Consider the following 21953-nt stretch of genomic DNA (forward strand, 5'->3'; position numbering starts at 1 on the left):
GCGCCCCGTCGCCGGTCGGCTTCAGATCGGAACGGTGGCCGGCTTCGCCTCGGAATGACGGCCGGCTTCAACTTGGAACCCCCGGCCGGCTTCGTCGGAATACGCATGTGGCCATATAACGTTAGCGTGAGCCCAGACGGTAAGATCGCCCTGACAGCTGATAATGGCTTTGCCGGGGCTTCGGACGGAAACGTGGACACCGTTAGCGTTGTTGATCTTGAGGCGACACCTCCACGGGTTATCGATAAGGTCGTCGTGGGAGATGGACCTGAAGGACTTGCGATAAGCCCGAAAGGCGATGTGGCGGTGGCAGTCATCATTAACGGGTCAAATTCCGGAAAGAAAGACTTCTTCTACCATAAGAACGGAACCTTGACTGTAATGAAAATAAATGGTAAAACCGTGACGAAGGTCAAAGAAGGACTCGAAACTGGTGGCTTGCCAGAAGCTGCAGTATTTACGCCGGATGGAAGATATCTCTTGGTCGGAAATTTCTTAGACCAGGATTTCTCTATCTACCGGGTGGACGGCTCTAATATAACCGATACAGGTAAACGCTTCAAAGTTCCAGGTCACCCTGCGTCAGCAAGGATGGGTAGATGACGAGATCGCCGGCCTGACACGGATAACAAAGCTAGGGTGGAGTTATGGAGATCGTTCTCTGTTCACCCTGGCCTGTGCCTAATCGGAGGTTAGCCTACCGAACGTTAACTTCCCACGCCCGACGACCACCTCTCTCGGCATGATCTCCATCGCCTTACCGTTAAGGTCGTATCGCACGGCACGGTTGGGCGCGTAGTTGACGACGAACCCTCGTGGTCGACCGAAGAAGGGTATCTGGTCGGACTTGAAGGAGAGGAGACGCTGGTTCAAGCCGCTCAACGCCTGTCGTACGAACGTGTGCCGAGGTCGCGTCGTATCCAGTTCCAGCTTCAGCAGCCTATCTATCCCGATCATGCAGGCGAACGTGATCTGGCTTGGAACCGTTCTCTCACACTGGACGACCGCGTAGGGTCTGAAGGACGTTTCCGACATTCGAGCATTATAGCACGCCAACGCACTCAAGCTATCCACGGTCCATTTGAACAAAGACACGACTTCCGTTGCCGAGTTGACACAGAGCAATACCTTGAGGTCACGCTTGCTCACAAGTGGATCGTCACGGTATCGCTTAGGTTCACTAGACTGATCGCGGGCAGTAAGATTTGACCCAACTTGATAATCGCGAGAGCGAGATTATGTTACCCGTTCCGTCAATGGAGCGGGCGTTAAAGGCCAAGCTATGGCGAAGCCTAGCTTACACTTGGTATATAGTGTAGAGCCCCACGTCGCTGCCGTTCTGGCGGCCGACATGGTTGGGTATACCCAGCATATGTGTAGGGACGAAGCCGGAACCCTCGCACTGCTCAGGTCTCTCCGCCGCGATCTTCTTTACCCGAGCACAAAGCAGCATGGCGGTCGTGTTATAAAATCGAGCGGAGACGGCGTGTTAGTCGAGTTTCCAAGCACATACCACGCTGTATGTTGCGCGATCGAATTGCAACGTGCCGTGCACAGCCTGAACGAGAATACTGAAGAGCCTCGGCGTGTGTTTTTTCGGATGGGCATATGTGTAGGCGATATCACTGTTGAGCAGGATGGAGACATTTACGGAAATGCTGTTAATCTTGCTTCCCGTCTGGAGGGCATCGCCCCGAGTGGGGGAATTTGTCTTTCTCGAGCGGCTCTCGACCAAGTTCACGATAAAATAATATGCGATCCTGTCGATTGGGGTCTCGTTCGTCTGAAAAATGTGGATCGCGCTGTGCAGGTTTTCGTTATAACTCCGGAATTTATTGCGCGACAGGCAGAAACCAAAATATTAAATCTTACGGTGAGTGGGCGCCGCGGTTCTCTCAAGCTCGCATTTTCGCGTGTAGCATTATTATTGGTGACGGGCGTGACTTTTTTGTCGTCGGATCAGCCGACACCTTCTTCGGGTATTATGCGCAGCGATGAGCAAGATGCAATCAGCGTTGCCTCCATTGGAGATAAAACCGGTAGAATGCGCAGAGAGATTACCTCGCGGATGTCGGTCGTAATCTTGCCGTTTAAGAATCCTGACGGGGGCTCGAAGGAAGACTCTTTGGCAGAGGCAATTGCAGCGGACATCACATCCGATCTGACCCGCATCGACGGAATTTTTATAGTATCGAGCAGCATCGCTCTAAGATATCAAAACAGACCAGTCGATCCTCAGGAAATCGGAAAGGAATTGGACGTGAGATACGTGTTCTCTGGAACCATGCATCACGCAGATGGCCGGTTTCGTATCAACGCTCAGCTTGTTGATGCCTCGACTGGAGCACAAATCTGGGCCGATCGCTTTAAAAGTCGTGAAGGTTCGTGGGCGGACATCGAGGACGAAATCGTTGACCGCCTTGTGAGAACGCTGACTTCCGGGATCAACGATGCTGAGACGAGACGTATTCGAGAAGAAAGTAGCGGTTCAGGCTCTGCAATCCCGTAACGAACGTTGCATCTGTCGAAAAATCGGGTTCCGGATTCCGCTGTGTCCATATATCGTGAACTTCTTCAGATTTTTTGGCGACAAACTCCGCCTTTGGGTATAACGAAACAGCATCGCCGGCGTCCGCTAACCGCTGACCATCGCAACCTAGGGCACGCTCAACCCAGCCTCGAACAGCCGTGAAACCGCCTCGTGCCTCAGATCGTGAGAGCGGAGATCAGGTATCGCAGCCCTTATCCGCATTTCTCCCCATGCCAACTCAACCGCGTCGGGTTGATGAAGGTCTGGCGTCCTGAAAGACCCTGCGACTGGTGGGTCCGCGAGAGCCCCAAGACTATCAGACGGCGCCGTCGGCCACCTGTCGCCGCGGGCGTCGTCGTAGCCTTCGTGCTGATCTGCGTCCTCGCCGCGGCCGCACGTGTGCTCGTCGTGCGCTGAGAGGCCGGGCTCGAGATGCAGGTGGAGATCAGACCCCCGTGAGGCCGAACAGCACGATTTGCCCGCTCGTCACCCTGTGCCCTGCGAAGTGCTGCCGAATAGCGTCGGCATGGGCGCGGGCGTGGGCGTCGTGCTCGTCGCCCAGGTTTATGTGGTCGTGCGCGTGATCGTGCTCCTCGAAGGCGACCTCATGGGTTTTGGTGCCGCGCAGGCGCCGGAGGTTGAGGCGAGCCGTGAAGGCGTGCGCCTCCGGGATCTCGTCAAAGCTCTCGAGGCAGCGATCGCGGACAGCGAACCTGACCTCCTGCCGTGGGCCGCACATCGCGGCGCTCCGCGGCGCCCTGGCCGGGAGGCTGGACGCCCTCCGCTCCGTCGCCGACGTACTCGCGAGGGATCCCGTGTTCCTGGCCGGGGTTTAGCGAATGGGCCAAGGGACATATCGGCGATCTCATGGCGGCATCAGAGCGCATACGAGAGTCTGCAATGCTTTAAACATGTTTTAAGTTCTTAGGCTTCACAGTACAAAGCGGAAATCCACAACTGCTGCGTGAGCCTTTGATGAGACGTTTTGGATCTAATGAGAGAGGGGCAACCGCGGCGGAGTTCGCGGTCGTCGCTCCGATCCTGATCGCGCTCGTCATGGGGTCGATCGAGTTCGGCTCGATCATGTACACCCTTGGCACCACAGAGTTCGCCACGAACGACGCTGCCCGGCAACTGGCGACCAACCGGATCACGGCCTCGCAGGTTGCCGGCATCATCGCCCTCCGTCTGCCTTCGTGGGCGCAAGCGTCTGCCGCGGTTACAATTTCGCAGTCGAGCACTGATCCTAACAAGAACCAGTATACCGTCACAACAAATGTTCCTCTCAGTTCGGCAACGCCGACGCAGTTCTTTAGCCTCATCTATGGAACAAAATCTTTTAACTGCACTGCAGTGATGCAGCAAGAGCCAATGTCGTGAGGCAGCGGTTCGTCGCATTCGCCGCGCACAAGCAAGGCGGCGCATCGATCATCGGCCTGTTCGGAATGCTGATCGCCGTCGGATTTGCGGCTGTGGCGATAGACTCCGGAAATTTATACTACAGTAAGCTGAAGCTTCAGAAGATAGCCGACGCCGCCGCGCTTGGTGCAGTGATGGCGCTTCCAACTTCATCCTCTGTTATGGCAGCCGCCCTTGACCTTGTCAGTAAAAACACTCCAGTCGGTTTTGGAACAGTGTCAACAAGTGCAGATATACAGATTGGAGTTTACGATCCATCCTCGAAAACGTTTACGCCCAGCGCGATCGGCCAGAACGCGGTGCAGGTGACGACGCGCCGGTCGTCCGCCTACGGCAATGCCGTCCTAACGTACGTGGCCGGCATCCTCGGCGTATCGAGCGTGGACATGGCTGCGAGCAGCGTCGCCGTGAAGTATGGTGGTGCCTGCGTCATGGTGCTCGAGCCGGCCAGCGCCGGTTCGCTGCAAACGAAGGGCAGCAGCGCCCTCCAGACCAACTGCCCCATTCAGGTCAACTCGTCATCGGCGACGGCTGCTAGGACGGGAGGGTCATCCTCGATCACCGCTTCGCAGATCTGCGTCGTCGGCAACTACTCTGGTACCGGGTTCAGCCCTTGGCCTAAGATCAACTGTCCCTCGCTCGTTGATCCTTTGGCGAATGTCCCAGAGCCGGCACAGCCCGTATGCACAGTGAACAATCCGTCGATCTCGTCTGGTGTCTTTCCGGCGAACTGCACCTATTCCGGCACTGTTAGCCTGAGTGGGAACGTGACTTTACAGTCGGGTTTATATTACTTCAAATCTGCAAATATTAGTGTTACAGGCAGCACCAGCATCACCGGCTCAGGTCTTACTATATTTCTCGATAAGGACAGTACCTTAAATCTCAGTGGAAGTGGGACGATCACGCTAACTGCTCAAAATTCTGGAGATCAAGCCGGCATTCTGATTTTCCAATCCCGCAGCACGCCTGCGAACGTTTCTGTATCTTTGGGTGGAACGGGGGATATGGCGCTAAACGGCACGCTGTATGCTCCTTCTGCGATCCTCAGCTTTGGTGGCAACTCAACATATACCGGCACTTCAAAGTACGGTTATGCTATTGCGGCCCAGATCCTGACCGGTGGTTCGGGCATATTCGCCTTCAATGCGTTTCCAAGCTCTTCCATTAATCCGCCGACACTGAAGGCCCATGCTGGATTAGCACACTGATAAATTCTCCTCAGTCCGACTTGATGCTGTGCGGCCGTGCATTTGTTCAGACGAGTTGCTGCCCTTCATCTGATCTGAGCTGCCGCAGGTGACCCTAGAAAAGGCGTCTGAGAAATAATTAATCCATCGCATCTCAGGATGCTGAAGTGGTTGATGCGGTTCAAGCCAAAGCGCTACGGTGCGGCAGATCTCTGTAAAGAATGTGAAAAGATTGGCCTGACCGGTATTTTGAACCGGGCTGAGTTAGAGCTTACTGCATGGTGTGGCCATGGATAGCCGGAAGAACAAATCTGGCAAGGTGATGGGCGCGGGTGGCCGCGAGAGCGGCACCCGATTGCAACGTGATCGAGTGCCGCTCTAGATCTTTGATCTTGCCGCATTTTCTGCGACGAACCGGCACCCACTTCGTCGGAAAATGCTCTAGCCGATGGACGAATGCGGCCGGACGCGGTTGTCGGTGGTTTGCCAAAGCGCGATCACGGTCTGGGCTTCCCTGAGCGAGTAGAGGATCTCCTGCCTCGGGCAGTCATCCCTTGGCTCCCTGCCAACTTCGTGGCCACATCCTCGGCTTTCGGGTGAGTGTAGCGGAACAGCATGGCAGGCGTTCGACGCCCACTGACCATGGCGACCTCGGGCACGCTCAACCCGGCCTCGAACAACCGTGAAACCGCCTCGTGCCTCGGATCGTGAAAGCGGAGGTCAGGTATCGCAGCCCTCCTCCGCATCCGCCTCCACGCCAACTCAACCGCTCCGGGGAACACAGGGAAAACTCGATCAGAGGTTCGTTCCATCCCCGAGAGGGTCTGAATGGCGGTTGGGGATAGCGGGACGGTTCGTGGGTGACCGTTCTTGGTCCTCTGCACCTTCACAGTTCGAGATTTGAGGTTCACGTCGACCCAGGTGATGGAGAGGAGCTCGCCACGACGCATCCCTGTCTCGATAGCCAAGGTGATGAGGGGCTTCAGGTAAGTTGCCGATGGGGCGTTGGGGGCGTCGCTGATCCGAGTCCCCTCCCCTTCAGTGGCGCCATTTCAGCGTTCGAGACGAGGAGGTTAGGGCCGATCTGGCCGCCGACTCCTTGGCACAATTCTGTCACACCGAGCATGCCTGAGATGCCGTTTGGAGGCACCTCAGGGGTTGGCAGCCGTGAATGAGCCTCGGTAGTGTTTTCGAGCTAAGTCTTTGGATGAGCGAGGCTTTCTTCGTCTTATCAGGCTACACGTGGATCACCCGCCCGTAGGCGTCGAGCACGCTCTCGTGCATCATCTCGGACAGGGTCGGGTGCGGGAAGACCGTGTGCATCAGGTCCTCCTCGGTGGTCTCGAGCTGCATCGCCACGACGTAGCCCTGGATCAGCTCGGTCACCTCGGCCCCGACCATGTGGGCGCCGAGGAGCTGGCCGGTCTTCTTGTCGAAGATCGTCTTCACGAGGCCGTCCGGCTCGCCGAGGGCGATCGCCTTGCCGTTGCCCAGGAAGGGGAAGCGGCCGACCCGGATGTCGAATCCCTGCTCCCGCGCCTTGGCCTCGGTGAGGCCGACCGAGGCGATCTGCGGCTGGCAATAGGTGCAGCCCGGGATCTTGCCCTTGTCCATCGGGTGGGTCGGCAGGCCCTTGATGGTCTCGACGCAGAGCACGCCCTCGTGCTCGGCCTTGTGGGCCAGCATCGGCGGGCCGGCCACGTCGCCGATGGCGTAGATCCCCGCCACGTTGGTGCGCCCGAGCCCGTCCGTCACCACGATGCCGCGGTCGGTCCGCACGCCGAGTCCTTCGAGCCCGAGATTCTCGATGTTGCCGACGACGCCGACCGCCGAGATCAGCGTCTCGGCCGTGATCGCCTGGCTCTTGCCGTCGGCCTCGACCGTGGCGGTGACCGCGTCCCGGCCCTTCTCCACCTTCGTGACCTTGGCGCCGGTCAGGATTCGGATGCCCTGCTTCTCGAAGCGCTTGCGGGCGATCCCGGCGATCTCCGCATCCTCCACCGGCAGGATCTGCGGCAGCAGCTCCACCACCGTCACCTCGGCGCCCATGGTCCGGTAGAAGGAGGCGAACTCGATCCCGATCGCGCCCGAGCCCATGACGAGCAGGCTCCTGGGCATCGACTCCGGCACCATCGCCTCGTAGTAGGTCCAGATCTGGCGCTTGTCGGGCTCGATCCCCGGCAGCACGCGGGGCCGCGCACCGGTCGCCACGATGATGTGCCGCGCCGCGTAGGCGCCCGGCCCCTTGGCCCCCTTCGGCGCCTCGGCCCGCTGCGACGCGGCGACCGCGACCCGGCCCGGCGCGTCGCCCTTCGGCGCCGCCTCGATCCGCGCCTCGCCCCAGATCACGTCGACCTTGTTCTTCTTGAGCAGCATGCCGACGCCGCCGTTGAGCCGCGCCGAGACGCCCCGCGAGCGCTTGACGATCGCCGCGGCGTCGAACCCGATTTTCTCCGCCGAGAGGCCGTAATCCTTGGCGTGCTGCATGTAGTGGAAGATCTCGGCCGAGCGCAGCAGCGCTTTGGTGGGGATGCAGCCCCAGTTCAGGCAGATCCCGCCGAGATGCTCGCGGTCGACCACCGCCGTCCTGAAGCCGAGCTGGGCCGCGCGGATCGCGGTCACGTAGCCGCCGGGGCCGGCGCCGATGATGAGGACGTCGTAGCTGTCGGACATGGGGGTTCGGCTCGCGTGGCGAAGGGGCATGACGGCGGCGCCGGCCGCCGGACCGGGGCGGCGCCGAGGCTCAGGGCCGGGAGCGCCCGGCGGGCGGCTCCGGGCGCGGCGGGGCGCGGCCCCTCACACCAGCATCCCCATCGGGTTCTCGATCAGGCTCTTGAAGGCGGCGAGCAATTCGGCGCCGAGCGCCCCGTCCACCACCCGGTGGTCGCAGGAGAGCGTCACGGTCATGGCCTGCACCACCGCCGGCGCGCCGTTCCTGGCCACGACCCGGGCTTCGCCCGCCCCCACCGCCAGGATCGTGCCGTGGGGCGGGTTGATGACCGCGCCGAATTCCTTGATGCCGTACATGCCGAGATTCGACACCGCCGTCGCGCCGCCCTGGTACTCCTCGGGCTTCAGCTTGCGGCTGCGGGCGCGGCCGGCGAGGTCCTTCATCTCGGCCGAGAGGGTCGAGAGCGTCTTCTGCTCGGCCCTGCGGATCACCGGCGTGAACAGGCCCCCGTCCACCGCCACCGCGACGCCGACGTCGGAGTGGCGGAACTTCAGGATCCGGTCCTCGGCCCAGACCGCGTTGGCGTTCGGCACCCGCTGCAGGGCCAGCGCCAGCGCCTTGATGACGAAGTCGTTCACCGAGAGCTTGAACAGCGGCTTGCCGTCCCGGCCCTTGCCGGCGCCCGCATTGACCTGTTCGCGCAGCGCCAGCAGCGCGTCGAGTTCGCAATCGAGCGAGAGGTAGAAGTGCGGGACGGTCTGCTTCGACTCGACGAGGCGCTTGGCGATGGTCCTGCGCATCCCGTCGAGGGGGACCTCCTCGTAGCTCCCCCTCTCGAACATCGCCTTGACCTGGTCGCCGGTCAGGCCGGAGGCCGCCGGGGCGCCGGCCGCGGGTTTGGCGGCGGGCGGGGTCGCCCCGCCGGGCGCGGCCGCCGGGGCGCCCGCCGGGGCGGCCGGCGCCGGGCCCTCCTTGAGGGCCGCGCGCACGTCGCGCTCGATCACCCTGCCGTGCGGGCCGGAGCCGCGGACGCGCGAGAGGTCGATCCCCTCCTGCTTGGCGATGCGGCGCGCGAGCGGCGAGGCGAGGATCCGCCCCCCCGCCGGCGCGGCGCCCTGCGGGGCGCCGCCGGGCGCCGCGCCGTTCGGCTTCGCCGCGGCCCCGTTCGCCGCGGCCTTGGCGGCGTCCGGCGCCTCGTTCACGCGCGCGTAGGCGAGGCTCGCCCCGCCCTCCGTGCGGTCCTCATCCCGCGGCGGGGGCGCCGCCCCCTTCGCCGCCCCTTGCGCCGCCCCTTGCGCCGCCCCCTCCCCGGCCCCGACGCGCGCCGGGTCCTCGCCCTCCGCCGCGATCACGGCGATGAGATCGTTCACCGGCACGTCCGCGGTGCCCTCGGGCACCACGATCCTGGCGAGCACGCCCTCGTCGACCGCCTCGACCTCCATGGTCGCCTTGTCGGTCTCGATCTCGGCCAGCACGTCGCCGGACTTGACCGGGTCGCCCTCCTTCTTCAGCCACTTGGCGAGGTTGCCCTTCTCCATGGTGGGCGAGAGGGCGGGCATCAGCACGTTGATCGGCATGGCGTCAGGTCTCGGTCGGAGCGGCCGGGGCGTCCAGGGGGAAGAGGGCGTCGAGGGGGAACGGCACGGCGTCGTAGGGCGCGAGCGCCACCATCTCGCCGCGCCTGACGGTGCCGACGAGCAGCCAGCGGCCCTCCGTCAGCGCGAAGGCTTCGAGCTCGCCGTCCGCGGGATCGAGCAGCCAGAGATGGGCGACGCCCGCCTCCGCGTAGATGCGGCGCTTCGGGCCGCGGTCGAGCCGCGCCTTGGAGGGCGAGAGGATCGCGCAGGCCCAGTCCGGCGGCGTCTCGACGAAGGGTGTCGCCGGCTCGGCAGGCAGCCGGCCCCGCCGCCAGCCGGCGAGATCGGGCACGACCACCTGCGGCCCGAAGTGAAGCTCCGGCTCGATCATGAAGACCCAGCCGCCGGGGCCGCCGCGCCCGCGCGCGAAGGGAGGCGCGAAGGGAGGGATGAGTTCGCCTGCGAGTTCGCCGGCCGCCATCGCGTGCCGCGGTCGCGGATGCGTCTCCAGCACCCCGTCGAGGATCTCGGCGACGAGGGGCGCCGGGACCGCTTCGAGGTCCGCGGAGGTGATGCCGCGCGGGGCGGGCTCGGCCATGCCGGCGGCCCTCAGTTGAGGCTGTCGGGATCGAGGCTCTCCGCCTCCATCCCGGCGCGGATGCGCGCGAAGGCCTCCTCCTCCGAGATCTCGGTCTCGCGCCCGTAGACGCGGGCGGCCTGCCGGGCGAGGTCGATCAGCAGGCGGCCCCAGGTGGCGGGATCGTCGAAGGAGCGGCGCAGGGCGACGCTCACCGCCCCGTCCACCACCGCGGCGCGCAGCACCTCGACGCCGCCCAGGTCCAGGGCGTCCGGCGGGACCGAGAGCGCCTCGAAGCGGGGATTCTCGGCCATTGGGCTACCGGTAGCAGACGGCCTTGGCCGCCTCGATCACCTCGGCCACGGTCGGCAGCGCCAGCTTCTCCAGGTTGGCCGCGTAGGGCATTGGCACGTCCTTGCCGGTGATGCGCAGCACCGGCGCGTCGAGATAGTCGAAGGCGTCGACCATGACCCGCGCGGCGATCTCGGCGCCGACCCCCGATTGCGGGAAACCCTCCTCGACGGTGATGCAGCGGCCGGTCTTCTTCACCGATTCGACCACCGTCGCGGAATCCATCGGCCGGATCGTGCGCAGGTCGATCACCTCGGCGCCGATCCCCTGCTCGGCGAGTTCGTGCGCGGCCTTGAGCGCGTAGGTCATGCCGATGCCGAAGGACACGATGGTGACGTCCTGGCCCTCCCGGTGCACCTTCGCCTTGCCGATCGGCACCAGGAAATCGTCGCGCTTGGGCACCGGGAAGGACTGGCCGTACAGGATCTCGTTCTCCAGGAAGATCACCGGATTCGGGTCGCGGATGGCGCTCTTGAGCAGGCCCTTCGCGTCCGAGGCGGTGTAGGGCATCACCACCTTCAGGCCCGGCACGTTCGAGTACCAGGCGGCGTAGTCGTGGCTGTGCTGGGCGGCGACGCGGGCGGCGGCGCCATTCGGGCCGCGGAACACGATCGGGCAGCCGAGCTGCCCGCCCGACATGTAGAGGGTCTTGGCGGCCGAGTTGATGATCTGGTCGATCGCCTGCATGGCGAAGTTGAAGGTCATGAACTCGACGATCGGGCGCAGCCCCGTGAAGGCCGCCCCGACCCCGACCCCGGCGAAGCCGTGCTCGGTGATCGGCGTGTCGACGACGCGGCGGGCGCCGAATTCCTGCAGCAGCCCCTGGGTGATCTTGTAGGCGCCCTGGTACTCGGCGACCTCCTCGCCCATCACGAAGACCGCCTCGTCCCGGCGCATCTCCTCCGCCATGGCGTCGCGCAGGGCCTCGCGCACCGTCTGGGTCACCATCTCGGTGCCCTCCGGGATCTCCTCCATCGCCCGATCCGCGCTGCGGCTCGTGATGGTGGCGGGGGCGGCCGGGGCGACCGGCGCGTCGTCGCTGCCCTTGGCCGCCGGCGCGGGCGCCCGGGCCCGGCCCTCGTCCTGCATGTCGGGCGTGGGCGCGCCCTTCGCTTCGGTCTTCGCTTCGGTCTTCGCGTCGGTCTTCGCGTCGGTCTTGGCCTCAGCCTTCGCCTCGCCCTTGGCGCCGCCCCTGCCCTTGCCGTTCGGCTTGGCGGCGGAGACGTCCTCGCCCTCGCCCGCCAGCACGGCGATCGGCGTGTTGACCGCGACGTTGTCGGTGCCGTCCGCGATCAGGATCTTGGCGAGGATCCCCTCGTCGACCGCCTCGACCTCCATGGTCGCCTTGTCGGTCTCGATCTCGGCCAGCACGTCGCCGGGCTTGACCGGATCCCCCTCCTTCTTGAGCCATTTCGCCAGCTTGCCCTGCTCCATGGTCGGCGAGAGGGCGGGCATCAGGATGTCGGTCGGCATGGGTGCTCTGTCGATCCGATGAGAGGGTCAGGCGCGGGCGGGCTCGAGCAGGACGTCGGTCCACAGCTCGGCGGGATCGGGCTCGGGGTCGTTGGTGGCGAAGTCCGCCGCCTCGTTGACGATCTCCCGCACCTGGGCGTCGATCGCCTTGATCTCGTTCTCCGGGACCTTGTGCGGGCCGAGCAGCCGCTTGCGGACCTGCTCGATCGGGTCGGATTCCTCGCGCATCCGCGCGACCTCGTCCTTGGTCCGGTACTTGGCCGGGTCGGACATCGAGTGGCCGCGGTAGCGGTAGGTCTGCATCTCCAGGATGTAGGGCCCCTCCCCCGACCGGGCATGCGCGATGGCCCGGGCGGCGGCGTCGCGCACGGCGCGCACGTCCATGCCGTCGACCTGCTCGCCCGGGATGCCGAAGGAGACGCCGCGCTTCGAGAAGTCCGTCTGCGCCGAGGCCCGGGTCACCGAGGTGCCCATGGCGTAGCGGTTGTTCTCGATCACGTAGACGACGGGCAGCTTCCACAGCTCCGCCATGTTGAAGCTCTCGTAGACCTGGCCCTGGTTGGCGGCGCCGTCGCCCATGTAGGTCAGGCTGACCGCCCCGTCGCCGCGGTACTTGTTGGCGAAGCCGAGACCGGTGCCGAGGGAGACCTGGGCCCCGACGATGCCGTGGCCGCCGTAGAAGTTCTTCTCGCGGGAGAACATGTGCATGGAGCCGCCCTTGCCGCGGGAATAGCCGCCCCGCCGCCCGGTCAGTTCCGCCATCACGCCCTTGGGGTCCATGCCGCAGGCCAGCATGTGGCCGTGGTCGCGGTAGCCGGTGATGACCTGGTCGCCCTCCTTCGAGGCCATCTGGACCCCGATCACCACGGCCTCCTGGCCGATATAGAGGTGGCAGAAGCCGCCGATCAGGCCCATCCCGTAGAGCTGGCCGGCCTTCTCCTCGAAGCGGCGGATCAGCAGCATCTCCCTGTAGGCGTGCACGTCCTCGTCGCGCGTGAAATGCGGCGCGTTCGCAGGGGGCGGGCTCGCGGTCTTGTCCTCGCGGCGTGCCTTGCTCCCGGCTTCCATCGGCGCCTCCCGGCCTGCGACCTTAGTCCAACGCCTTCTAGGGCAGGCGAGGCCGGAAAGCGAGGCCCGCCATGCCGCGGCGGCAGCGGAAAACGCCCGGAACGGGCCGGAGTGCCGCCGGCGGGCCGCGCGGAGGAGGGCGCGGCCCGTGCCCCATGGGGCGGTCCGCGCACCGGGCCCCGCGCCCGGCGCACCGGGCCGCGCGCCCGCCGGCGCGAATCAGGGATTGATGATGACGACGTCGTTCGGGTGCACGCGCCCGAGCATCAGGCGGGCGCGCTCCTCCAGGAGGTCGCGGTCGATCTGGTCGCTGCGCAGCAGCGCGACCCGCCGCTCCCACTCGGCCCGGTCCGCCTTGGCGGCGTCGAGCTCCTTCTGGAGATTGTAGGCCTGGATCTTGAGGGCCCGCTTGGCCTGGAGGCCGCGGCTGCCGCTCTCGGCCTCGCGCAGAAAGTAGCCCACGGCCAGCACCGAGGCGGCGTAGAGGGCGAGCGGGAGCAGGAGGGCGCGGGCGCGGCGACGGACGACCATGCCGGCAGCTTGGGCCGCGATGGTTAAGGAAGCCTCACGGCCGCCGCGGCGGCGCGCCCGGTCCGGATCGACGGGCGGCCCGCGCCCGCCGGGGCGCCGCCTCGCCCTCCCGGGGCCGGGACGGCGAGGCGGCCCGCGGTCAGGCCTTGAGGGCGCCGCGGCCGGCGTAGCGCGCCTGGGCCCCCAGGCCCTCCTCGATGCGGATGAGCTGGTTGTACTTGGCGAGCCGGTCCGAGCGGGCGAGCGAGCCGGTCTTGATCTGCCCGCAATTCGTCGCGACGGCGAGGTCCGCGATGGTGGAATCCTCGGTCTCGCCCGAGCGGTGGGACATCACCGCGGTGTAGCCGGCCCGGTGGGCCATATCGACCGCCGCCAGCGTCTCGGTGAGCGAGCCGATCTGGTTGACCTTGACGAGGATCGAGTTCGCCGTGCCCTTGGCGATGCCCTCCGAGAGCCGCGCCACGTTGGTCACGAAGAGGTCGTCGCCGACGAGCTGGCAGCGGTCGCCGATCCGGTCGGTGAGCGCCTTCCAGCCCAGCCAGTCGTCCTCCGCCATGCCGTCCTCGATCGAGCGGATCGGGTAGGCGTCGACGAGCTTGGCGAGGTAGGCGGCCTGGGCCTCGGGGTCGCGGGTCTGGCCCTCGCCCTCGTACGCGTAGGCGCCGTTCTTGAAGAACTCGGTCGCCGCGCAGTCGAGGGCCAGCACGATGTCCTCGCCCGGCGCGTAGCCGGCGGCCCGGATCGACTCCATCACGAAGTCGAGGGCGGCCTCGGCCGAGGGCAGGTTCGGGGCGAAGCCGCCCTCGTCGCCCACGTTGGTGTTGTGGCCGGCCTTCTTGAGCGCGCCCTTGAGGGTCTGGAACACCTCCGCGCCCATCCGCACCGCCTCGGCGATCGAGGCGGCGCCGACCGGCATGATCATGAATTCCTGGAAGTCGATCGGGTTGTCCGCGTGCACGCCGCCATTGATGATGTTCATCATCGGGACCGGCAGGACGCGGGCCTGGGTGCCGCCGACGTAGCGGTAGAGCGGGAGCCCGGAGGCCTCGGCGGCGGCCTTGGCGACGGCGAGCGAGACGCCCAGGATGGCGTTGGCGCCGAGCCGGGCCTTGTTGGGCGTGCCGTCGAGCTCGATCATCGCCTCGTCGACCGCGACCTGGTCCTCGGCATCCATGCCGCCGATCGCGTCCAGGATCTCGCCGTTGACCGCGGCCACCGCCTTGAGCACGCCCTTGCCGCCGAACCGGCCCTTGTCGCCGTCGCGCAGCTCGACCGCCTCGTGGGCGCCCGTCGAGGCGCCCGAGGGCACGGCGGCGCGGCCGAAGGAGCCGTCTTCCAGGAGGACGTCCACCTCCACGGTGGGATTGCCCCGGCTGTCGAGGATCTGGCGGGCGGCGATGTTGGTGATCGCGGTCATGAAAAGGCTCTCCGGCGGCGGCCGACAGGCCGGGCTTATCGGCCAAGTCGCCGCGCCCGGCAAGGACCCCGAAGGCGGGGACCCGGGGGGGACTCCGGGGGAGGACCCCGGGGGAGGACCCCGAAGGCGAGCTGCGTCCGATCGAGGCGCGGCGCCGGTACCGGCCGGCTCCGCCTGCCCCTATATCGGGCGCATGACGCACGAAACCCTGCAACTCGGGCGGTCCTCCGCCCGGCCCCGCTCGCCCGAGGAGGCGGTGCTCGACCGGGTGCCGAACCCGCACCCGGACACGGACTACCTCGCCCGCTTCACGGCGCCGGAATTCACCTCGCTCTGCCCGGTGACCGGCCAGCCCGACTTCGCGATCCTGGTGATCGACTACGTGCCCGGGAACTGGCTCGTCGAATCGAAGTCGCTCAAGCTCTACCTGCACAGCTTCCGCGACCACGGCGCCTTCCACGAGGATTGCACCGTGACGATCGGCAAGCGCCTCGCCGGGCTGCTGGAGCCGCGCTTCCTGCGCATCGGCGGCTACTGGTACCCGCGCGGCGGCATCCCGATCGACGTGTTCTGGCAGACCGGGGCGCCGCCCGCCTCGCTCTGGCTGCCGGATCAGGGCGTGCCGCCCTACCGGGCCCGGGGCTGAGGGCCTCTCGCACCGCAAGAGCCTCGCGAAGAGCCTCGCGCGCTGCCCACGCGCGACGAGGGCGGCCGGGATGGTCCCGGCCGCCCTCCGTCCGGATCGGCGATCCGGCTCAGTAATCGTAGTCGTAGTAGCCGTAGGCCGGGGCCCGGTAGGCCGGCGCGCCGTAAGAGTAGCCGTTGCGCCGCGCCGCGTCGGCCGCGATGGCGCCCGCCGCGAGGCCCGCGATGCCCAGGCCGACCGCCGCGCCGGTGGAGATGCCGCGCCGGCCGCGATAGGCGTGCGCGTAGGGGCGGCCGTAATAGCCGTGGGCGTATCCGCCGCGATAGCCGGGCCGGGCCTCGGCCGGAGCCGAGACGGTGGCCATCGCGCCCAGCGACAGGGCGGCGGCGGACAGGAGCGCGACTTTGCGCATGTGATCTCCTCGCGTGTGGATCTGTTCAGGCAGGACAACGGCCGAACCGACGGCTGGTTCCGGCCCTCAGCTCTAGAGCAGAGCCATCCAACGCCGGGAGACATCTTTGTTCATCGACCGTTCATCGTATCTTCTGTTTGGGAAGACCGGGGCCTAATGGGCCGCGACAGGCGCCACGCGGTGACGAGACCGAGCCCCAGGATGAGCGCCGCGCAGGATGCGAGCGCCCCGAACTGGCCGAGGGCCGTGAGCCCGGCCCCGAGCACCGCGACGCCGAGGGCTTGGCCGCAGAAGAACGAGAAGGCGTGGAGCGCCACCGCCGAGGCGCGGGCCTCGGGCGCCACCTCGGTCACCTGCACCTGGTAGGTGTTGTGCAGCATGTAGAAGCCGAGGCCGAGCGCCACCAGCGCCACCGCATCGACCTGCCACGCGCCGGCGAGTCCGACCGTCAGCAGGGCCCCCCCGGCGATCGCGCCCCCGGCCATCAGCATCCGGGTCTGGCCGAGGAGCCGCAGGAGCAGGCCGACGAGGAGCGAGTAGGCGAGGCCGCCGGCCGCGAAGCCCGCCAGCACCAAGCCCGCCTCGCGCGGGCCACCCTCGCCCCGGGCCTCGATCAGGTGGGCGAGGTGCGGGAAGATCCCGAACACCGCGATCGCCTCGACGAAGACCGCCCCGAACAGCACCCGGGCGCGCGGATTGGCGAGGATCGCCCGGTAGCGCCGCGCGGCCGGGCCGAGGGCGAAGCGCCCGCCCGGCGCGCGCAGCGCGCGGGCGAAGCCGAGGAGGACGGCGCCGCAGCCCGAGAGCGCCACCAGGGCCGAGAGGGCGAACACGCCCCGCCAGCCGATCAGCCCCTCGATGAGCCCCGAGACGGTGGAGCCCATCAGCTGCCCGAGGATGACCGCCACGAGGAAGCGCCCGATGGCGACCTGCCGCCGCTCCATCGGGATGCGGTCGCCCATCATGGCGAGGGCCAGGGGAATGACCCCGCCCGCCGCGGCGCCCGCCAGCATGCGCAGGCCGAACAGCAGCCGGATGTCCCCGGCCACGATGCTCGCCGCCAGCGCCAGGGTCAGGATGCCCAGGCAGGTGACGACCACCCGCTCCTTGCCGAGCGCATCGCCGACCGGGCCGAGCACCGGCTGGATCAGCGCGTAGGGCAGCGCGAAGGCGGTCGAGAGGAGCGCGACCGTGGCGGGTGGGCTGGCGAAATCCCGCGCCAGCACGCCGACCAGGGGCTCGACCACGCGGCCCGCGAAGGTGCTGGCGAAGCCGCCCGCGGCGAGGATCAGGATCAGCCGGGAGGCGCCGTCGGTCACGCGGCGGATCCCCGGGCGCGGGGAGCGGGATGCCGGAGCGGGGAGCGAGGGGGCATGGGGGGAGGCAGCCCGGAGCGGGGGGATGGGGAGGGAGCGAGCACGGAGCGAGGGTTAGAGCATTTTCCGGCGCGGGAACATCGCCGACGGGGGCGGCCCCCCGCGACCCTGCCCGGTGGGCAACCACGCCTTGTGGGGCAACCAAGCCTCCACGCTCGCGTGCCATTCGTGACCCCGCCATGCCGAGCCGCAAGACCCTCTGCCAGCCTCGGAGCAGCGCCCTCCCGGGCGACCGCGTCCGGACCGCCCGGCCACGCCGCGCGGACCTGGTCGGGGGCTTGCGCCTGCGCTGCCCCGCGCGACTGCCGGTCGCCTTGGGTCCCGCGGTGACGGCCGGGACCCTGCTGATCTGCGGCCTGATGCCCTCCGCCATGCGCGACGACGCGTGGGCGCGGGCCGAGCAGGCCTCCCGGAACCTGCTGCAGGTCCTCGACCCCGAGACCCGGCGCAAGCTCCTGTTCGACCGGGCGACGACCGCCCGCGACATCGGCGCGATGACGATCCGCGACGGGAACGGTGAGGCGGTCGCCGAATCCGTCGGCGGGCCGGCTCCGCCGGGCAACACGGCCGACCGGCCCTACTTCCAGCGCCACCGGCAGGACTCGGACCTCGCCTCTCCATCAGCGGGCCCTCGGGGCGGCGCGGATCGCCGCCTCGGTCCACGCCCGGGTCGCCGGCCTCGCCGTCGCGCAGGCGGGCCTCGGCCCCGGCTTCCTGACGGTGAGCATCGGCGTCGCGGTCGCCGGGACCGCCCGGAATCTCGCGGATCTCTACCGGCTCGCGGACGAGGCCCTGTACGCGGCCAAGGCCGGCGGCCGCAACCAGACCCGCTCGACCCCGGAGGCAGCCTGATCCCGGCCGGTGCGCCCGGCCCGGCGCAGCAGGCAGCTCGTCGGGAATTCGCCGACCGGCACGGCCGTGCAGGTGATCGCCACCGGCCCGGCCCGTCCGGAAGCCGGGCCGCCTCCCTCCCGGGCCGCGCGATGCAGCACGAGGGCGAGGCGTTCCGCCTCCTCGGCGCGCGCCCCGGCCAGGGCCTGCGCGGCGAGCCCGACGAGGACGAAGGTGGCGCGGCTCGGCTCGGCGAAGCGCGCGCGCAGGATCATCCGCCCGGGCGCCCGGCAATCGAGCAGCATCAGGTCCGCATCCGCCGCCCCGAAGGCGACGGTGCTGCCGCTGCGGCCCGCGATCGCCGCCCCGGTCACGGTCACGACCCGTCCGGCGAGCCGCGCGCAGGCATCGGCCCGGGCCTGGGACGCGACCCCGAGACAGAGCAGGGCGGCGAGTCCGATCCGGCGCATGAGTCCCTCCTCCACCGCCGCGAGCCTGCGGCTGGCGGCCGCGCTGGGTCAAGCGAGGCGGGACGCCCCGCCGCGCCCCGTCATGCCCGCAATCCCCAGCCAAGGACCGGCCTAAGTCGCCGCTGCTGACACTTTCTCCGGGCCGGGGCACGCATACTGCGCGCCGAACGGCCAAGGTGGAGGCGGCGTGGGACAGAGGATCGTCAGCGGCCTGATCGGCCTCGCCGCGCTCGTCGCGGTGGCGAGCCCGCTCGTGCTGATCCTGCTCCTCGATCCGCGCGTCGGCCTTGTCGCCCGCCGCCCCGCCCCGGCTCCCGCGCCGGCGGTGCAGGCGGCGGCGCCCGCAAGCCCCGGCCCTGCCGCCCCCGCGCCGCCCGCCGCCTGCGCCCCCTGCGCGCAGGGCGAGGCGCTTCGGCCCTCGGTTCCGCCGGACGCGCCCGCAGAGCCGCCGGAGCGGGACGCGCGCCCGCCGGAGCGGCCGGCGGGGCTTCCGGAGCGGCCGGCGGCGCCGCCCTCCCCCGATCCGCCGGAGCGGCGCGAGGCGACGCGGGGCGGCGCTCCCTCGCCCGAGATCGCGACGCCCGACATCGCCGCCGAGCGCCGGGCGCAGCGCGGCCGCCTGCTCGGCTTCGTGGCCCATCCCGACCGCGTCTCGGGCTCGGCCGCGTGGCTGGACGTGATCGGGCTCAGCTTCACGGAGCCGCGGTCCGGCGAGGCGCGGGCCTACCGCCCCCTGTCCGTCGACCTGACCGAGGCGCCGGACCGCGCCGTCCTGCTGCTGACCGACCAGCCCCTGGCGCTCACGCTGGCGACGACGCCGCCCGCGCGGGCGGGCGCGCTCGGCGTCGAATCCCTCGCCGCCTTCGACCTCGCGCAGGGGCGCCCCGACCTGCTGGCCGGCTTCCGCAGCGCCGCCTTCGGGACCGGGGAGATCGCGCCGCTCCTCGGCCCGGTCCGCTTCGGCCGCCAGACCCTCGCGCGGTTCTGCGGGGCGTTGCGGCTCTGGTCTGGCCGGTACGGGCTCGCCCTGGAGCGGCTGCGCTACACGCTGATCGAGAATGCCGGCCAGGTCCGGCTTGAGGGGGACCGCGTCCGCTCGGACGGGACCGGGCGCGGGCGCGTCTCCGGGCGACGCCTCGCGGTGCTGTGCAGCCCCTGATACCAAATCCGCTTGATCCCTTCGGGATGGCGGATTTGGGCTTCGCTCAGGCGCCGCGCAGGCGTGTGATCCGGGATCCGCTTCGATCAAGCGGATCCCGGATCATGCGGGCCTGTGCAGCCCCTGACGCGGGAAGGGCCGGCCCCTCGCGGAGCCGGCCCTCGTCCCTGACGGGCCTCGCCGTGAGGCCGGCGGATCAGCCGTTGCGGTTCTGGAGGGCGATGGCGACGAAGCGCGTGCCCTTGTCGCTCTTCACCCGCATCAGCACGGCCTTGCGGCCGTCGCGCTCGGCGGCCCGGATCCGGCCCTGCACGTCGGAGACCGAGGAGACCGGCTGGCCGCCGACGTCGAGGATGACGTCGCCGGGCTCGATGCCCTTGGCCGCCGCCGGGCCGTCCGGATCGACGTTCACCACCGCCACGCCCTCCTGGCCGGCGCCCACCGCGTCGGCGGGCGCGAGGCTCAGGCCGAGCCGCGGCTGCGCGTCCGAGCCCCGCCCGCGCTCCTCCCGGGCCGCGACCCGGGTGTCGTTCGGCAGGGTCGCGAGTTCGACCGTCGCGGTGTCGGTCTTGCCGCCGCGCAGGTAGGACAGCTGGACCTTGGTGCCCGGCTTCATCGAGGCGATCCGGCGCGACAATTCGCGCGCGTCGCCGACCGGATCCCCGTTCACCGCCTGGACCACGTCGCCGGACTTCAGGCCCGCCTTGGCGGCCGGCGTGCCGTCCTGGGCGCTGGTGACGAGCGCGCCCTTCGCCTTGTCGAGGCCGAGCCCCTCGGCGATGTCCTTGGTGACGGGCTGGATCTGGAGGCCCAGATAGCCGCGGGCGACCTTGCCGTCCGTCCGCAGCTGGTCGACGACCGCCTGCACCGTCTCGGAGGGGATGGCGAAGGCGAGGCCCACATTGCCGCCCGACGGCGAGGCGATGGCAGTGTTCACGCCGACGACCTCGCCCGACACGTTGAAGGTCGGGCCGCCCGAATTGCCCTTGTTGATCGGCGCATCGATCTGCAGGAAGTCGTCGTAGGGCCCGGCGCCGATGTCGCGGCCGCGGGCCGAGACGATGCCGGCCGTGACGGTGCCGCCGAGGCCGAAGGGGTTGCCGATCGCCACCACCCAGTCGCCGACCTGCGGCGCGCCGTGCGCGAGCCTCACGTAGGGGAAGGAGCCGTTGCCCTCCGTGACCTTGAGCAGCGCGAGGTCGGTCTTCGGGTCGGTGCCGACCACCTTGGCGTCGAGGGTGCGGCCGTCGTCGAGGGTGACCTCCACCGACTTGGCGTTCTCGACCACGTGGTTGTTGGTGACGACGTAGCCGTCCGCCGAGATGAAGAAGCCCGAGCCCTGCGCGGCGCGGCCGCCGTTGCGGTGCGGCCGGTTGGGCATGCCGTTCTCGCCGAAGCGGCGGAAGAACTCGCGCAGCTGCGGCGGCACGTTCTGGCCGCCGGGGCCGCCCTCCTTGTCATCCGCCGCGTCGTCCTTGAGCTTGACCTTCACCGAGACGACGCCGGGCTTCACCCGGTTGACGATCGGCGCGAAGCTGCCCGGCGGGTGCTCGGGGGCGGTGATCGGGGTCTGCGGCAGGGCCTGGGCGAGGACCGGCGTGCTCGGCGGCAGGAAGGCGGAGCCGAGCGCGCCCGTCGCCACGAGCGTCACGGCGGCCACGGACGCGAGCGCCTTGCGATGGAGACGGGAGGCGGGAACGGGCTCGGACATGGTCAAGATTCCTCCGGATCGGCGGGAGGGCGCGGCGGCCGATCGGCCCCGCGGCCCTGATCTGATGAGGCCATTCTCGGAGGAGCGCCCTGACCGGCCCGTGGCCCGCAGATTACGGATTCGTCAGGTGGCGCGGGTGCCGGGCCGGCGCCCCGCCCTCGTCGGCGTTCCGCCCTCATCCCCGCGGCCCGAGCAGGACGACGGCGCTGCCCGCGAGGCAGAGCGCCGCGCCGCCGAGATCCCAGCGGTCCGGCCGCTGTCCCTCCGCGGCCCAGAGCCAGAGGAGCGAGGCCGCCACGTAGACGCCCCCGTAGGCGGCGTAGGCCCGGCCCGCGGCCGCGCTCTCGACCCGCGTCAGCAGCACGGCGAAGAGGATCAGGGACGCGAGGCCCGGGCCGAGCCAGAGGGGCGAGCGGCCGAGGCGCAGCCACGCCCAGATTGCGAAGCAGCCGGCGATCTCGGCGAGGGCCGCGAGGGCGTAGGCGAGGAGCGTCGTCATGCGGGAGCCGTAGCACGGGCCCCCCGTCCTGGCGCGAGGACGGGG

The 21953-nt window shown here is 68.5% G+C and carries 21 protein-coding genes and 2 pseudogenes; 7 read left to right on the plus strand and 16 right to left on the minus strand.

Translation table 11 applies throughout. The features are described from left to right. Positions 1-603: YncE family protein (locus tag MET2598_RS40180; protein WP_442919000.1), on the plus strand; the 603-nt coding region annotated here is incomplete at its 5' end. Between the two features lie 679 nt (positions 604-1282). Next, positions 1283-2509 carry an adenylate/guanylate cyclase domain-containing protein gene (locus MET2598_RS40185; RefSeq protein ID WP_084673975.1) on the plus strand — a complete coding sequence of 409 codons (1227 nt, stop codon included), beginning with the start codon at positions 1283-1285 and terminating at the stop codon, positions 2507-2509. A gap of 466 nt (positions 2510-2975) precedes the next feature. Here the strand turns inward: MET2598_RS40185 and MET2598_RS0133115 are convergent, their stop codons facing one another. Continuing rightward, positions 2976-3269: a hypothetical protein gene (locus MET2598_RS0133115; RefSeq protein WP_018263754.1), complete on the minus strand. Its 294-nt coding sequence runs from the start codon at positions 3267-3269 to the stop codon at positions 2976-2978. 236 nt (positions 3270-3505) lie between these two features. Here MET2598_RS0133115 and MET2598_RS0133120 point away from each other — a divergent pair, with 236 nt between their 5' ends. Further along, positions 3506-3910 carry a TadE/TadG family type IV pilus assembly protein gene (locus tag MET2598_RS0133120; RefSeq protein ID WP_051086551.1) on the plus strand — a complete coding sequence of 135 codons (405 nt, stop codon included), beginning with the start codon at positions 3506-3508 and terminating at the stop codon, positions 3908-3910. Further along, positions 3907-5160 carry a TadG family pilus assembly protein gene (locus MET2598_RS40190; protein WP_084673976.1) on the plus strand — a complete coding sequence of 418 codons (1254 nt, stop codon included), beginning with the start codon at positions 3907-3909 and terminating at the stop codon, positions 5158-5160. Before MET2598_RS0133120 ends, MET2598_RS40190 begins: the two co-directional genes overlap by 4 nt. 423 nt (positions 5161-5583) lie before the next feature. Here MET2598_RS40190 and MET2598_RS43210 read toward each other — a convergent pair. The 10 genes and pseudogenes from MET2598_RS43210 to eno form a co-directional block, all read right to left on the minus strand. Continuing rightward, positions 5584-5694: pseudogene (locus MET2598_RS43210) on the minus strand (integrase core domain-containing protein); the annotation flags it as partial. A gap of 44 nt (positions 5695-5738) precedes the next feature. Further along, positions 5739-6161 (minus strand): annotated as a pseudogene (locus MET2598_RS43215) (site-specific integrase); the annotation flags it as partial. Between the two features lie 214 nt (positions 6162-6375). After that, positions 6376-7812, minus strand: coding sequence for a dihydrolipoyl dehydrogenase (gene lpdA / locus MET2598_RS0133130; RefSeq protein ID WP_018263756.1), 1437 nt, complete (start codon positions 7810-7812; stop codon positions 6376-6378). A 123-nt stretch (positions 7813-7935) separates the two neighbouring features. Then, positions 7936-9387 carry a pyruvate dehydrogenase complex dihydrolipoamide acetyltransferase gene (locus tag MET2598_RS0133135; protein WP_018263757.1) on the minus strand — a complete coding sequence of 484 codons (1452 nt, stop codon included), beginning with the start codon at positions 9385-9387 and terminating at the stop codon, positions 7936-7938. A 4-nt stretch (positions 9388-9391) separates the two neighbouring features. Next, a complete protein-coding gene (locus tag MET2598_RS0133140) occupies positions 9392-9985 on the minus strand; it encodes a Uma2 family endonuclease (protein WP_018263758.1) in 594 nt (197 codons plus the stop codon). A gap of 11 nt (positions 9986-9996) precedes the next feature. Beyond that, positions 9997-10278: a DUF5076 domain-containing protein gene (locus MET2598_RS0133145; protein WP_012335561.1), complete on the minus strand. Its 282-nt coding sequence runs from the start codon at positions 10276-10278 to the stop codon at positions 9997-9999. A 4-nt stretch (positions 10279-10282) separates the two neighbouring features. Further along, positions 10283-11788 (minus strand): pyruvate dehydrogenase complex E1 component subunit beta, encoded by a 1506-nt coding sequence (locus MET2598_RS0133150; protein ID WP_018263759.1) that lies wholly within the window; start codon positions 11786-11788, stop codon positions 10283-10285. Between the two features lie 27 nt (positions 11789-11815). Next, positions 11816-12856, minus strand: a complete 1041-nt coding sequence (gene pdhA / locus MET2598_RS0133155) for a pyruvate dehydrogenase (acetyl-transferring) E1 component subunit alpha (protein ID WP_018263760.1) — start codon at positions 12854-12856, stop codon at positions 11816-11818. A gap of 219 nt (positions 12857-13075) precedes the next feature. Beyond that, positions 13076-13387, minus strand: coding sequence for an FtsB family cell division protein (locus MET2598_RS0133160; RefSeq protein WP_012335558.1), 312 nt, complete (start codon positions 13385-13387; stop codon positions 13076-13078). A gap of 139 nt (positions 13388-13526) precedes the next feature. Next, positions 13527-14804, minus strand: a complete 1278-nt coding sequence (gene eno, locus MET2598_RS0133165) for a phosphopyruvate hydratase (protein ID WP_018263761.1) — start codon at positions 14802-14804, stop codon at positions 13527-13529. A 193-nt stretch (positions 14805-14997) separates the two neighbouring features. Between eno and queF the strand changes: the two genes are divergently transcribed. Next, the gene (gene queF / locus MET2598_RS0133170; RefSeq protein WP_018263762.1) at positions 14998-15450 is read left to right on the plus strand and encodes a preQ(1) synthase; all 453 of its coding nucleotides are present in this window, start codon (positions 14998-15000) and stop codon (positions 15448-15450) included. A gap of 109 nt (positions 15451-15559) precedes the next feature. On the opposite strand, the gene MET2598_RS0133175 is transcribed toward queF, so the two are convergent. Then, the gene (locus tag MET2598_RS0133175; RefSeq protein WP_012335555.1) at positions 15560-15862 is read right to left on the minus strand and encodes a hypothetical protein; all 303 of its coding nucleotides are present in this window, start codon (positions 15860-15862) and stop codon (positions 15560-15562) included. Between the two features lie 110 nt (positions 15863-15972). Next, positions 15973-17181: an MFS transporter gene (locus tag MET2598_RS0133180; protein ID WP_018263763.1), complete on the minus strand. Its 1209-nt coding sequence runs from the start codon at positions 17179-17181 to the stop codon at positions 15973-15975. Positions 17182-17754: 573 nt separating this feature from the next. Here MET2598_RS0133180 and MET2598_RS0133185 point away from each other — a divergent pair. After that, positions 17755-18090 carry a diguanylate cyclase domain-containing protein gene (locus tag MET2598_RS0133185; protein ID WP_026191064.1) on the plus strand — a complete coding sequence of 112 codons (336 nt, stop codon included), beginning with the start codon at positions 17755-17757 and terminating at the stop codon, positions 18088-18090. On the opposite strand, the gene MET2598_RS37840 is transcribed toward MET2598_RS0133185, so the two are convergent. After that, a complete protein-coding gene (locus MET2598_RS37840) occupies positions 18009-18539 on the minus strand; it encodes a hypothetical protein (protein ID WP_018263764.1) in 531 nt (176 codons plus the stop codon). The two genes, MET2598_RS0133185 and MET2598_RS37840, sit on opposite strands and share 82 nt — an antisense overlap. Positions 18540-18726: 187 nt before the next feature. Here MET2598_RS37840 and MET2598_RS0133195 point away from each other — a divergent pair, with 187 nt between their 5' ends. Further along, positions 18727-19698, plus strand: coding sequence for a hypothetical protein (locus MET2598_RS0133195; RefSeq protein WP_026191065.1), 972 nt, complete (start codon positions 18727-18729; stop codon positions 19696-19698). 196 nt (positions 19699-19894) lie between these two features. Here the strand turns inward: MET2598_RS0133195 and MET2598_RS0133200 are convergent, their stop codons facing one another. Together MET2598_RS0133200 and MET2598_RS0133205 are read right to left on the minus strand one after the other, a co-directional pair. Beyond that, entirely contained in the window at positions 19895-21409 is a 1515-nt protein-coding gene (locus tag MET2598_RS0133200) for a Do family serine endopeptidase (protein ID WP_018263765.1), read from the minus strand. 175 nt (positions 21410-21584) lie between these two features. Beyond that, complete coding sequence (locus MET2598_RS0133205) at positions 21585-21908, minus strand: YnfA family protein (RefSeq protein ID WP_012335551.1); 324 nt, start codon at positions 21906-21908, stop codon at positions 21585-21587. Positions 21909-21953 lie beyond the last annotated feature (45 nt).

It is taken from the genome of Methylobacterium sp. WSM2598 (assembly GCF_000379105.1).
In the GTDB taxonomy this organism is placed as follows: Bacteria; Pseudomonadota; Alphaproteobacteria; order Rhizobiales; family Beijerinckiaceae; genus Methylobacterium.